General features: G+C 34.1%; 12 protein-coding genes. 5 read left to right on the forward strand and 7 right to left on the reverse strand.

The window, feature by feature from the left end; genetic code table 11:
* The first annotated feature begins 75 nt into the window (after window positions 1-75).
* The gene (gene ytvI, locus ACXYMZ_RS11000; protein ID WP_458948454.1) at window positions 76-1,161 is read left to right on the forward strand and encodes a sporulation integral membrane protein YtvI; all 1,086 of its coding nucleotides are present in this window, start codon (window positions 76-78) and stop codon (window positions 1,159-1,161) included.
* A gap of 129 nt (window positions 1,162-1,290) precedes the next feature.
* Window positions 1,291-1,713 (forward strand): RDD family protein, encoded by a 423-nt coding sequence (locus ACXYMZ_RS11005; protein ID WP_458948494.1) that lies wholly within the window; start codon window positions 1,291-1,293, stop codon window positions 1,711-1,713.
* Between the two features lie 41 nt (window positions 1,714-1,754).
* Here the strand turns inward: ACXYMZ_RS11005 and ACXYMZ_RS11010 are convergent, their stop codons facing one another.
* The 5 genes from ACXYMZ_RS11010 to ACXYMZ_RS11030 all read right to left on the reverse strand — a co-directional run bounded on the left by ACXYMZ_RS11010 (window position 1,755) and on the right by ACXYMZ_RS11030 (window position 9,477).
* Window positions 1,755-2,894: a glycerate kinase gene (locus ACXYMZ_RS11010; RefSeq protein WP_458948455.1), complete on the reverse strand. Its 1,140-nt coding sequence runs from the start codon at window positions 2,892-2,894 to the stop codon at window positions 1,755-1,757.
* A 153-nt stretch (window positions 2,895-3,047) separates the two neighbouring features.
* Window positions 3,048-4,382, reverse strand: coding sequence for an EAL domain-containing protein (locus tag ACXYMZ_RS11015; RefSeq protein ID WP_458948456.1), 1,335 nt, complete (start codon window positions 4,380-4,382; stop codon window positions 3,048-3,050).
* Window positions 4,363-4,749, reverse strand: a complete 387-nt coding sequence (locus ACXYMZ_RS11020) for a response regulator (RefSeq protein WP_458948457.1) — start codon at window positions 4,747-4,749, stop codon at window positions 4,363-4,365. The genes ACXYMZ_RS11015 and ACXYMZ_RS11020 overlap by 20 nt, the downstream gene beginning before the upstream one ends.
* 214 nt (window positions 4,750-4,963) lie before the next feature.
* Window positions 4,964-6,991 (reverse strand): ATP-binding protein, encoded by a 2,028-nt coding sequence (locus ACXYMZ_RS11025; RefSeq protein ID WP_458948458.1) that lies wholly within the window; start codon window positions 6,989-6,991, stop codon window positions 4,964-4,966.
* A gap of 47 nt (window positions 6,992-7,038) precedes the next feature.
* Window positions 7,039-9,477, reverse strand: coding sequence for an EAL domain-containing protein (locus tag ACXYMZ_RS11030; protein ID WP_458948459.1), 2,439 nt, complete (start codon window positions 9,475-9,477; stop codon window positions 7,039-7,041).
* Window positions 9,478-9,695: 218 nt separating this feature from the next.
* Between ACXYMZ_RS11030 and ACXYMZ_RS11035 the strand changes: the two genes are divergently transcribed.
* The 3 genes from ACXYMZ_RS11035 to ACXYMZ_RS11045 all read left to right on the forward strand — a co-directional run bounded on the left by ACXYMZ_RS11035 (window position 9,696) and on the right by ACXYMZ_RS11045 (window position 11,264).
* Window positions 9,696-10,364, forward strand: coding sequence for a hypothetical protein (locus ACXYMZ_RS11035; RefSeq protein WP_458948460.1), 669 nt, complete (start codon window positions 9,696-9,698; stop codon window positions 10,362-10,364).
* A gap of 82 nt (window positions 10,365-10,446) precedes the next feature.
* Window positions 10,447-10,815 carry a hypothetical protein gene (locus tag ACXYMZ_RS11040; protein ID WP_458948461.1) on the forward strand — a complete coding sequence of 123 codons (369 nt, stop codon included), beginning with the start codon at window positions 10,447-10,449 and terminating at the stop codon, window positions 10,813-10,815.
* An 83-nt stretch (window positions 10,816-10,898) separates the two neighbouring features.
* Window positions 10,899-11,264, forward strand: a complete 366-nt coding sequence (locus ACXYMZ_RS11045; RefSeq protein WP_458948462.1) for a hypothetical protein — start codon at window positions 10,899-10,901, stop codon at window positions 11,262-11,264.
* Between the two features lie 109 nt (window positions 11,265-11,373).
* Here the strand turns inward: ACXYMZ_RS11045 and ACXYMZ_RS11050 are convergent, their stop codons facing one another.
* Entirely contained in the window at window positions 11,374-12,405 is a 1,032-nt protein-coding gene (locus ACXYMZ_RS11050; RefSeq protein ID WP_458948463.1) for a quaternary amine ABC transporter ATP-binding protein, read from the reverse strand.
* Complete coding sequence (locus ACXYMZ_RS11055) at window positions 12,402-13,271, reverse strand: ABC transporter permease (RefSeq protein ID WP_458948464.1); 870 nt, start codon at window positions 13,269-13,271, stop codon at window positions 12,402-12,404. The genes ACXYMZ_RS11050 and ACXYMZ_RS11055 overlap by 4 nt, the downstream gene beginning before the upstream one ends.
* Between the last annotated feature and the right edge of the window lie 34 nt (window positions 13,272-13,305).

Genomic DNA, 13,305 nt, shown 5'->3' on the forward strand with positions numbered 1-13,305 from the left:
GCTAACCTGCTATACTGTATGTATAGGTACTATCTTACTAGTCAATAAACTAGATTTGAGGGTGAAAAATAATAAATGGGCACTTCTAATGTAATTTTTAAACGAATTATTATAACTTTGATTGCTGTTGCAGCAATAGTTATTACATATATCTACTTTTCTCAAATTTTTCCGATTATTTTAGCATTCATTATTGCTTTAACTTTTGAGCCTTTCGTTCGTTTTCTGCAACGAAAATTCAAATGGAAAAAGAGAATTCTACCTGTACTGATTACTTTCCTTTCTTTTCTTGTTGGTTGTGGACTACTCATTTATATTGCTATCGTTGTAATTTTTGATATCGTTTATGACTGGGCATTCCAAATCCCAAGATACGCCATGCAAATAGAAATATTTATCGAAAGTAGTATTCAAAGTATCAATCAATTTATCCAAGAATTTCCGCTTGCTTACATACTTGTACAAGAGTTAGAAACATTATCGAGTGACTTTATGCAAACCGCAATTGGAATCACAACATCAATCATTACTGGGATTGGATCATTTGTTCAAAACCTCGTTGCTGCGATTCCGAATTTAATTTTTGTATTGTTATTCTTTCTTATCTCTCTCTTCCTCTTTAGTCTAGAATTACCAAGAGTGAAGAAGATTTTCTTTGACTGGTTCAAATCAGATTTCTCGGCAAAATTACAAGTCGTTACGAAACGTATGGGTGAAGTTTTCTTAGGCTACTGGAAAGCACAATTAATTCTCAGTATCGGAATTTTCGTCCTTAGTTATATCGCTCTGTTGTTTATCTCACCGAATGTTGCACTCATTATGTCCGTAGTCATTTGGGTCGTAGATATTATTCCACTTTACGTGGGACCAGCGCTAGTCTTGGTACCTTGGGGACTAATTGCGCTTATTCTTGGCAGTACTTTCACAGGTATTCAACTCATTGTACTTGCGATTGTCCTGTTAGTAATCCGCCGAATTGTAGAACCAAAAGTATTAGGAGATTCAATCGGACTTGCTGCCTTACCTACAGTTCTATCCATGTACTTCGGTTATGTCATTGGTGGCGTCATCGGGTTAATTATTGGTCCATTCGTTTACATCGCCTTCATCACAGCAAAAGAAGCAGGACTCTTTGAAATGACTGCGAAAGAATTAAAATAAACAGAAGTCTTACAGATGGAAAATCATTTGTAAGACTTTTTTAGTTTAGTAGCCCATCCATACATGAGCTATTCTGAATAGTTTGTGTTACAATCCCAATTAGAGTAAAAAATGGGAGAAGGAGAGATAATTTTGGTACATGATCCAGGAGGATTTTGGGTAAGATTCTTTGCGAATTTACTTGATGGTTTGATTACAGTAATTGGTTTTGGGTTTATTGGACTTTTAATTTATAATAGATTCATAGTCGAAGAAGTTTCTATGCTTGATCTATTACATCTACTATATTACATGATTTTACCAATCATATGGCAGGGTTACACAATTGGTAAAAATATGCTCGGCATTCGGATTGTAAGAATGGACGGTGGGAATGTTACATTTGTTAATATGCTGCTCCGTCACCTTGTAGGTGGACTTGTCTATGCATTCACACTAGGTATTGGTGTCATTATCAGTGCATTTATGGTCGGTATGCGAAGTGATAAGCGTGCGATTCATGATTTTATTGCTGGAACTTACGTAACTTATGAAAAACCAGAAAATACATAATGAATAAGATTTTGTGCTATATCTTGTGCACAGAATCTTTTTTATTTAATAGCCTTAATCAACTGGAATATTTGTGTTGTAGTAAATTTGAGGTTTTCAAAGGTTCTAGTTGTATCCATTGCATTTTCAAGTGTCATTGGAGTATTCAAGATTGAAAAACTTGAGGTTAGCCCCTTTTCCTGAAGGTTATAATTCTCAGTTCCAATCGCTCCCGCTAATCCTATTACAGGAATACCAATGCGCTTGGCCATTTTAGCAACGCCAATAGGTGCTTTTCCCATAGCAGTCTGCACATCTAGCATACCCTCACCAGTAATAACAAAATCAGCATCTCTCATATGTTTTTCCATTTCTAGAAAATCTAATATCAACTCAATTCCAGACTTAAGATTCGCATTCAAAAATCCAGCAAATGCAGCACCTAGACCACCTGCCGCTCCTGCTCCTTCAATTCTATGAATACCAATTCCTAACTGACTCTCTACTCTTTCAGAAAAATTCCTCAAGCCATTATCAAGTAAAATAATATCTTCAGATGTTGCACCTTTTTGTGGCCCAAAGATGTAAGCCGCACCGTTTTCACCATGCAGGAAATTATTTACATCACAAGCTACTTGAATCTGACATTCTTTTAAAAGCGGATTTGCCTGTTCGACATTTATAGCATGAATCTGGCTTAAACTCTCCCCGCCGAATTTAACTTCTTTTCCTTGGTCATCTAAAAATTGAAAACCCAGCGCTTGGAGCATACCAACCCCTGCATCATTTGTCGCACTGCCACCAAGACCAATAATAAAATGACGACAACCGTTCTTCAAAGCATCTAGGATTAATTCACCTACCCCATAAGTTGTCGCTTTAAGTGGGTCTAATCCATTTTTTGAAAGTAATGGCAGCCCACATGCAGCTGCGACTTCTATAAATGCTGTTTTTCCATCACTTGAAATCCCATAAGTAGCATTTACTTTTTTATGCAAAGGTCCTTGTACTTCTTTAGTAATCCTTGTTCCCCCTGAAGCCTCTATGAGAGCATCAACTGTCCCCTCTCCACCATCAGCTAGGGGCAGAGAGGTAATATTAGCATCTGGAAATACACTTAGGATACCCTGGCTAATTGCTTCGCTCCCTTTTATTGAAGAAATACTTCCTTTGAATGAATCAATAGCGATTAAAACTTTCATTTATAGACCTCCACTGAATAAACCTAGTCTTATGCTTAAGCGTTTTCCTAATTATCCTTCATAATAAACATTATAACAAACTCATATAAATGAAAAAAATAGTTCTAAGTAACAATAGTAGTTACCTAGAACTATTTACTATACTATTCTGTCTTACTTGGATAAATCCTTGGTGAGGTATAAAAATGTATCTTCAAAGACGTAATTCACTCCAGGAATTTCTTTATTTTGGTTTTTTCTACTGGAAAGTGTGTTCATAATTGCCGCTAGTCGATCCTCATCATTTTGAGTTAATTCAAATTCGAAGCCATAGAAAGATGTATTTCCTCTTGCTTCATTTTTCCATCGCAATTGACCAACCAATTGAAACGATTCATCCATAAGGTTGAAGATAAATTTGTACTTAACGTTTTTATTCGTAGGCAAGTTTAAATTAGACTTTATTTTCATTCCACCTAGACTAATATCTTTAATCAATATTTCAGTTGTTCCGAGGTTCACTTTTTTATTATTAACTTCTGACACAGTCATCTTGCCAAGGACAGCGTATAAAAAGTCATGTCGGTAGAATTTTCTACGTTCTGTTTTTGGCTTTGTATCTAACTGTTTAGGCATAATAAAACCTTTTTTAATCATCCTTTTAAAAACATCAGGTGAGACAGGTTTAGAGAATAACATTCCTTGCATATAATTACATTCGTTTTTCTTCAAATATTGATATTGTTCATGATTTTCTACTCCTTCAGCAATAATTTCCATGTCTAATTCTTTAGCTAAATGAAGTATCGATGATATGATTGTTTTATCTTTTTTATTTGTAACATCCAAATCTTTAATAAATGCTTGATCAATCTTTAATGTGTCATTATGAAAATGTTTTATATATTTTAACGATGTATAGCCTGTTCCAAAGACATCCAATGTAATGCGGACACCTAATTCTTTTAAATCTTTTAATGTTGCAAGCACCGTAGAATATTCCTCATGTATTGATGCCGCAGTCACTTCAATTTCTACTAAAGAAGCGCGGATTTTATACGTATCTAGTTGACTTTTAATATATTCCACTAATCCTTCTTGCATTAATTGTAGAGGAGACATCTTTATTGTTATTGGAAGTGCTGATAATTCTTTATTCTTCCATTCTCGTAGTTGCAAGCAGACTTCATTTATCAAATACTCTGAAATTTGGTCGATAAGTCCAGTTTGTTCAGCAACTGTAATAATTTGTGATCTGCCTATATAACCTTGCTCGTGATGTTCCCAACGAAGGATTGCTTCTGCTGCACGAATAGTTCCATTTGTATTCACTTGTGGTTGATAAAATACTTCTAACGTTTTATTCTCTAATGCTAATGCAAGTTCATGTGGTGATACTAAACTCTGTGGTAATCTAGTATTCGAATTCATTTCTTTTTCTTCTATAGCAATATCGGAAGTAAAACTAACTTTTGATAGACCTAGCAATCTAGAAAATAGTGTACTCAATTGTATCTCCTCCTGGTTCAGCTAATGTTCTTGAAATAATTTGATTCAAATCTTCGAAAAATGGTTTTATTACAAAGTCACTTGCCCCTAAATCTATTGCTTGTTTTTTATTTTCATTTGTGGCAAGTGAAGAGCACATAATCACTTTTGCCTCTGAATTGATTTTCTTAATTTCTTGAAGAGCTTCTAAACCATCGATTTCGGGCATTATAATGTCTAATAAAGTAATTCGTGGTTTTAGTAAATTAAATAGTTGAATAGCCTCTTTACCGTTAGAAGCTTCAACAAAATTTGTAAAACCATGCTTATGTAAAATTTGCTTTAAATAAGTTCTCATAAACTTCGAATCGTCTGCAATTAAAATCATTTAAATCCCTTCCTTCCACCAATTACTAACTAGGTCAATTATCCCGCATTTCGGTTTTAATTAGTATCACCCACGCTTCTCATTTGAGATCACTATAGGCATTTATACATAGGAAACCCTTCTTATTTTACAAATACTAAGATTTTATAATCCTAAAGAACTAAAAAACCACAATAAACTAAATTTTATTGTGGTTTTTAATAAAGGCTTCTATTTAATTATTTATTAACCGCTTGATTACTCCCAATAACTGTGTTGCTTCTATTGGCCTTCTAATAAAATCAGATGCACCTGCTCGTAATATTTCTTCGCTCCTTGCACCCTCTTCAACTGTTCCAATAACAACAATTGGAATGTTCGTGTATGCTTCGATTTTTCTTATATTATTCATTAATTCCATATTATTCGTTTCAAATAGTTTTACATACACTAATATCAAATCTATCTCCGCGTTTACTTTTAGTAAATCTAAAGCTTCCTGCTCATCTGCAGCAAATTGAATCATTACTCCTTGTTCTTCAAAGATACTTAACAACCTATAAATATTTTGAATATCATTATCTATAAGTAAAACATGCTTTCCAACTAAGCTGCTGTATTCCTCACCTAATCTAACTTTCATATCGTCATAAACCTGTTTTGCTTGGTTAATTGCTTGGTCAATACTGCTATTTTTTTCATTGTCATAGTTCCGAATAAATACCTTAAAATCACTGCCTACTCCTTGTTCACTTTCAAGGATAATTTCTCCACCAAGTAAAGTAACGATTTCTTTACTAATAGATAATCCAAGCCCTGTTCCACCGTATTTGCGACTTGTTGAACCATCCTCCTGTTGAAACGCTTGAAAGATGAGCCTTTTGTTTTCCTCAGCGATCCCTATACCTGTATCACTTACAGAAAATTTAAAGAGTGGAGACTCACTTGAACTTTCTTCCAAAGAGACTTCCAATTTAACTTTACCTTCATTGGTGAACTTAATTGCATTAGCAATTAAATTTCTTAGTACTTGCTTTAATTTCTTATCATCTGTATAAATAATTGCTGGCACGTCTTCATGTAAAATCACTTCATAAACAATGCCCTTCTCTTCAGCTACTGGCTTAAAATGGAGTTCCATTTCTTTAGTAATCGCTTCTACCGACGACTCTGTTGCATCCACTGTCATATTCCCGTATTCAATTTTAGATAGATCTAATATATCATTGATAATATCATGTAAATCACCTGTAGATGAATGAATTGTCTGGGCATATTCAATTTGCTTACTATTCAAGGTTCCTTCTTTGTTTTCAGCTAACAACTTAGACAAAACTAACATACTATTTAATGGTGTCCGCAACTCATGTGACATATTCGCTAAAAACTCCGACTTATATTTTGAAGCCAACTCCAACTCCTTGGCTTTTTCTTCAAGAGCGATAGTTGCTTCTGTTAATTTTTCGTTTTGCAATTCCAGACGATTCGTATTTTCTTCAAGTGTATCTGTCATCCGATTAAACGACTTAGCAACATCATCTATTTCATCATCACCTATCACTTGAACCTTCGTAGACAAAGCAAAATTTTCACTGGCAATATTACTCATGACATGGCTTACATGAAAAAGTCTTGATGAAAATGACCATATGAATCGGAGTAACAATAGCATAAATGCACAAGTGATTATCGCTAAAGAGATAGAAGCGTATATAACCTGTCGATTAAATGAATCTGATTCATTCTCTATAGAAGTATACATTCTACTTTCAAGTAAATCTGTCAAATCGCCAATAATCATTTGAATTTCTTCATGAATCTCACTGCCCTGTTGATTCATAATCAATGTAGCTCTTTCTATATCTCCAGTATGTACTAAATCAATAATTTGTTTTTCATATTGATCCAATGTGCTTACACGATCACTTAAATCATTCATAATTTGAACATTATCATTTTTTATAGCGTAGGAGCTTAACACTTCAATGTCAGCTGCCACTTGATCATTTAATAATTCAATTTTGTTAATTTCATTTTGAATTAATGTTTCATCTTGGTAGATGAGGAGATTTCGTAAGCTAATCGCCTCATCTTTTATATCATCTTGTATCCTATCTGCTATTACGGTTAAATTGTAATTCGATTCTAGCGTTTCACCGAGGTTCTGAAAACTTATGGATTGGCTTCTGCCTAGTATTAAAACAGCGATAAGGAGAATAACTAGTGGACTAAAAACGGCAAGTAACTTTGTCCTTATTTTCATTCCTCATTCTCCTTTCTTTCTAGGTCTATTATTAATTCTGTTAATCTCTAATTTTTGACGACATAGCGGTAAACCATTGCCATTGCTTGTGATCGGTCTGTAACACTTAGCTTTTGAAAAATATGTGAAATATGGTTTTTAACAGTGTGTTCACTTATATATAATTTCTCTGAAATCTCTCTATTAGTAAGCCCTGCGATAATCTCTTGAAAAACTTCAGTCTCTCTTTGAGATAATCCACGTAAGTTCTTTATTTCTTCAAGTGCAGAAAAGATAAATTCATCAAGGCCTTTATCATTTTCTTCATAATCAACCGTGTTATCTTCCGTTTTAAAAGCTTTATAACTTGCTTCTATAACCATTTCTTCAAAAGCAAAAACTTCAACAGGCGGACTAAATAAATAACCTTGGACTTCCTCACAGTCGTATTTTCCTAGAAATTCATATTGTTCTGCGGTCTCGACTCCTTCAGCCACTAAGGAAATATCCAGAGCTTTTGCCAAGTTGATAATCATTTTTGTGATGGAGTGATTGACACTCGTTTCAGACGCTACATCCTTCATAAATACCTTATCAATTTTAATTATATTTATCGGGAGTCTGTTCAAATATTGTAAAGAAGAATAGCCTGTACCAAAGTCATCCATGCTAATAATAATTCCTAAGTCACTAATTTTTTCTAGGTTTTCTATTGTTTTTTCTTCATTTTGCATAAGCATCGATTCTGTAATTTCTATTTCTAGCCTTTCCGCAGCTATTCCAGTTTCAGTGATTACTTCTTTCAGCCTATCAACTAAATCTCTTTGTAAGAATTCATTTGCTGAGAAATTAATGGCTATTCGAATTGGCGGGAGACCTTTTTCATCCCAGTCTTTGATTTGTTCACAAGCTCTTTGAAATACCCACTCACCAATCTTATTTATTTGACCAGTATCCTCTGCTAAAGGGATAAATTCCATAGGAGAAACATTCCCCCAGTTTGGATGGTTCCAGCGTAATAAAGCTTCTGCACTTCTTATTTTCCCTGTTGCAACATTAATTCGCGGTTGGTAGTGTAGCTCGAATTCATTTCTCTCAATTGCCTTATGAAAGTCATTTTGCATCATAAAAGATCGGTACGTTTGCATATTCATCCCAGTATGATAAATATGGAAGTTATTTTTCCCAGCTTCCTTTGCCTTATGGAGCGCAATGTATGCGTGACGAATCAATTCATCAATTGTTTCACTATCATACGGATACATACTTAGTCCCATACTTGTAGTAATAAGTAATTCATAATTATTTACAATAAGTGGTTCTTGAAACGCAAGAATAATAGTTTCCGCTACCTCTAACGCAGCTTCTCTTGTCGTTTCTGGTAAAACAACTGCGAATTCATCGCTTCCAAGATGCGAAAGAAAATCATCTGGTCTTAAATATCTCGATAGCTTACTAGCAATCTCTTGAAGAATACGGTCTCCAGTGGATTGTCCCAATGAATCGTTTATATATTTAAATCTGTCGATGTCCAAATATAAGAGTCCAAATGTTTGGTTTGTATTTTTTGCTTCTGTAATATAATGAGGTAATCTTTCTGTTATCGCTCGTCGGTTTGGTAAATCTGTCAAAATGTTATGATATGCCATATGTTTAATTTGAGCTTCACTGTTTTTTTCTTGTGTTATATCTCTAATTGTAACGGCAATAATCATATTCCCTTGGATAAATTGGATTCCAATATTTACATCTGAAATAAAAGTCGAGCCGTCAGATTTAGTAATGATCAATTCTTTCCGACTTTCCATCCCTGCTAGATATCCATTGTTTTCCACTTTCTTAAGAATATTTTCAATGAACGCTTTTGACTTTTCTTCCAAAAACAATCGACGAATATTTGATCCTAGAAGTTCTTCTTCAGCACTCTGTAGTTGTGTGATACTTGTGGGGTTGGTTTTAATAATGGTTCCTTCATTATCTATAACAAGCATAGTATCTTTAGATGTTTCACTAATGACATTAGCAAGTGTTTCTGAAATGGTGAGTTTCCTTGTTAGTTCAGTTAATTCGTGATTTGCTTTCTCTAATTTATTCTTCTTCATGATAAGTCGCTGCTTCATTTTATATATTTCAACAAAACCCTCAACTTTAGCTTTTAAAATTAAAGGATCTACTGGTTTTAAAATATAATCAATCGCACCAACAGAGTAACCCATAAATATATGTTCCGATTCCATATTATTTGCTGTAATAAAAAGAATTGGGATATGTTTTGTTTTTTCTCTAGCTTTAATTATTTTTGCTGTCATAAAGCCATCCATCCCAGGCATTTGCACATCTAATAAGATAAGCGCGAACTCTTCTTTCAATAAATGTTCAATCGCTTCTTCCCCTGAGTTAGCTTTCACAAGTCGGTATTCCGGCTTCTCAATAATAGCTTCTGTGACTAATAAATTTTCGGGTAAGTCATCTACTATAAGAATATTTATTTTTTCTTTCATTGTCATCTTCAAGTACCCCCTCAATTCTCAATCATCGCTCTTTTAAAGCATATCATATTACCTAGTTTTAAATATCTGTTTTCTGAATTTACCTACATTATACATAGTTTTTCAATTTAAGTCACAGTTTAGTATTTAATTTTAATTCAGAGTATTCTTTACTCAATTTACCACTGATGCTATATTAATAGAAGATTTATCCATTTTATGAAGGGCGTGAGGTTGTGAATAAAAGTAAGGCACTATTTTGGATTTTCTTTACAATTCTCTTTTTCATTCATTTTTATATTTTTCTTTTTATAGCTGATCGCTTTTTATTCTGGGGAACGAATTTTGCAAATATTTTCTTTGTCTTTATTTTCGTGATTGTAGTCATTCCAACCACAGCCTTCGTAGCTGAATGGACAACTAAATTTAGCATGCGCATAGGGCTAAAGAAAAAGAAAAATTTTATAATATTTGTTTCGAGTCTTGTTATTCTGACAGCGTCAGTTCTTACAATTACAACTTATAACGATTACCGGGAAAAAGGATTAAATGAAGTCATCCAGTTCAATAAGAATAATTGGGAATACATTATTCTCGGACACGACCTCAGATTAGATAAAGAGGCCCATTATGCATTTGGGGAAAGTCTAGAAGCATTACTTGAGCAATATACGGTAAAGAAAATGCCCGACCGAGATTGGAACCCTGATGTTTCAAAAGAAAATGGCTTCAATTTTACTGTTTATGATAATGACAATGTAATAATTGCCTCTATCTATGAACATCGAATTAATTTCTTGAATGATGGAAACTACTATGAAGTTTTAGACGGACCTATTAATATGAATTGGCTAGACAAAATGCATGAAGAAGGTATCGGTGAAAAGTTAGCAGCATTTGAATAACTTTTTATTTTAGGGTGATAATTTTACGTCCCTTGGTTTGATGGTGCTAGGGAGATCAATTCGTGTATTAAGGAGAGATGTTATGAAGAAATTCATTTTTTCTAGTACTCTAATAATAGTAGTGGTTTTAATTTTGGTGAACTTTGATGCAATATATTTAAAGTCAAAAGAAAATAATTGGAATGATGCAGACTCCTATATTAGTAAAGTAAATGCTGAAAGAGGTAGAAATGATCAAAGTTTAATAGAATTAAGTGACCTCAACATTTACACAAAATATGCAGGGAACAATATATATTTGACACAGATTTATGTTAGGAATGAATTTGAGATGATATTTCTAACTAAAGGCTTTAAAAATGGTTTCCTCGATTGGGAATATCACACACTTCCGTTTACCACAGCAGAGAACATTATTGAAGAAGCATTAGATGAATGGATTTTATACTAAAGCTAAGTTATTTAAATATGATGAACCTTATGTTGAGAAACATTGAACTCATGCAAGAAGATTTAACCAGAGGATGATAAAAAGTGAAAAAGAAAATAAATACTATAGCTCAAATTTTAGCAGTGATTTTCTTTACGTTAGGGATTGTGATCGATTTCTTTCCAGATATAGGGATAAGCTTACCAATTGCAGCCACCGGAGTTGTTCTCTTTCTAGTGGTAGCAGTTATTACCCATGAAAGAAAAGCACCAGTATTTCTTTCAAGTAAGCAAGAGTTCGTATTTACTTTTTTATTCGGTATTTATATTTTCTCATTACTTTTTATTCTAGAGATACTCGGAGGTGTTTCTCAAGTAGGAATAGGCTTTAATAGTCTCGTTCTATGGGGATTGTACTTATTCGGACTACTTTTTTCTTATATAAAGTATAAAAGGGAAAAAAGCAGATAAATAAAAATGAACTAGAAGATTACTCTTGACTACAAGTTTATGAAATTCATAAGAAAAGGAGCTTGATCATCCAAGCCCCTATTTATTGTGTGTTCTATTTATGAACAAATTAAATTAAACTCTTCAATATTTCCTCTTTTGAGAGTAATCCTACAAACTCATCATCTTCAACAACAACTAAAGATGTTGAACTTGCTAAGGCTACTTCAAGTACATCTTGAAGATATAAAGATGCGTCTATTTTATTTTCTCTTGCAAGATATTGTTTTAATTCTGCTTCTGAAAATATTTTTAGCTCACCCATAATGTCTTTCACTTGAAGTACTTTCGCTCTGTCAATATCCTTTACGAACTCCTCAATGTATGTGTTCGCAGGTTCTCTTAAGATATGAAGCGGAGTATTAATTTGTTCTATTTGGCCGTTTTTCATGACAGCAACACGGTTACCAATTTTAAACGCCTCATTCACATCATGTGTAATAAAAATAATTGTTTTCTTTAATTTCTTTTGTAAATCAAGAAGCTCTTCTTGCATTTGGCGACGAATAAGTGGGTCTAATGCGCTGAATGGCTCGTCCATTAATAGAATATCTGGATCGTTTGCAAGTGCTCGCGCCAAGCCAACTCTTTGTTGCATACCGCCACTAAGCTCCGCTGGATATTTATCTTCTGTGCCCTTCAAACCAACTGTTTCAATACTTTCTTGAATCAGTCTGTCTCTCTCTTTGATTGGAACTTTACGTATCTCCAAGCCATAGCCCACATTCTCAGCAACCGTCCGATGACTAAAAAGCCCAAAGTTCTGGAAAACCATCGCAATTTTATTTTGTCTAAAGTGCTTTAGTTGTTGATCATTATAAGCTGTAATTTCTTCACCATCTATTATAATTTTTCCAGCAGTAGGTTCATTTAATAGATTTAAACAGCGTAATAATGTGGATTTACCACTTCCAGACAGCCCCATAATTACAAAGATTTCTCCCTCTTTAACATCTAAGGAGACATCACGAATTCCAATAGAATGTCCCGTTTTCTCTGCAAAAGCTTCCCTTGATATGTCTCCTTCAAGGAATTGAAGCGTTTCTTTCGGGCGAGGGCCAAAAATTTTCGTGACATGTTGAATTTTTACTTTAGTTGTCATTTTGCTAGCCCCCTTCTCGTTCTTCTCTGGGTTCGATCAGAAACAGCAAGTGTCAGGCGGTCTATAATGATCGCAATAAAAACAATACTTATCCCTGCTTCAAAACCTTTAGCGACATCAATTTGGTTTAAAGCATTTAGTACTTCTAATCCCAGTCCTTCCACTCCAACCATTGACGCGACAACAACCATAGCTAATGCCATCATTGTCGTTTGGTTTACCCCAGTCATGATTGTCGGCAATGCTTGTGGAATTTGGACTTTCATTAATAACTGAGTTCTTGACGGTCCAAATGTAAGACCTGCTTCCACAACCTCTTTTGGAACGCCACGAATAGCTAGGTTCGTTAATCTAATAATCGGTGGTAGTGCATAAATAATTGTTGCAAGCACTCCAGGCACAAGTCCTAATCCAAAGAAAAAGATTCCTGGAATCAAATAAACAAAAGTAGGCATTGTTTGCATTGCATCAAGCAAAGGTTTAATTATTGTTTCAAAGCGATTGCTTGAGGCCATCAAGATCCCTAGAGGAATCCCGATAATTACAGTAAGTACAACACTTGCTATTACAATTGTTAGTGTAAACATTGTCGCATCCCATAATCCAAACATTCCTATCAAGAAGAGGAACACACTATAGAGAATTCCGGTTCCAAATGATTTATACTGCCATGCAAGTAAAAATACAACTAATATAAAATACCACCATGGTAGCCATGCAAGAAACACATTTAAATTTACAAACACCCATAGAAGCGCTGACTTTATTGCATCAAAAAACCCTGCCCAATGAATGGTTAACCAACCAACAATACTATCAATATAATTTCCTAATTTAAAATGTAGTGTATCTGGAAAATCAAACATATGATAAGTTGCAAGTGCAACCCTTCACCCCTTT

The sequence above is a fragment of the Oceanobacillus sp. CAU 1775 genome, assembly GCF_054482815.1.

Excerpts from the sequence above, each read along its gene's own strand:
- ACXYMZ_RS11040 (WP_458948461.1), top strand. The coding sequence starts at position 10,447 with ATGAAGAAATTCATTTTTTCTAGTACTCTAATAATAGTAGTGGTTTTA.
- ACXYMZ_RS11025 (WP_458948458.1), bottom strand. The coding sequence starts at position 6,991 with ATGAAAATAAGGACAAAGTTACTTGCCGTTTTTAGTCCACTAGTTATT.
- ACXYMZ_RS11020 (WP_458948457.1), bottom strand. The coding sequence starts at position 4,749 with ATGATTTTAATTGCAGACGATTCGAAGTTTATGAGAACTTATTTAAAG.
- ACXYMZ_RS11010 (WP_458948455.1), bottom strand. The coding sequence starts at position 2,894 with ATGAAAGTTTTAATCGCTATTGATTCATTCAAAGGAAGTATTTCTTCA.
- ytvI (WP_458948454.1), top strand. The coding sequence starts at position 76 with ATGGGCACTTCTAATGTAATTTTTAAACGAATTATTATAACTTTGATT.
- ACXYMZ_RS11050 (WP_458948463.1), bottom strand. The coding sequence starts at position 12,405 with ATGACAACTAAAGTAAAAATTCAACATGTCACGAAAATTTTTGGCCCT.
- ACXYMZ_RS11055 (WP_458948464.1), bottom strand. The coding sequence starts at position 13,271 with ATGTTTGATTTTCCAGATACACTACATTTTAAATTAGGAAATTATATT.
- ACXYMZ_RS11030 (WP_458948459.1), bottom strand. The coding sequence starts at position 9,477 with ATGACAATGAAAGAAAAAATAAATATTCTTATAGTAGATGACTTACCC.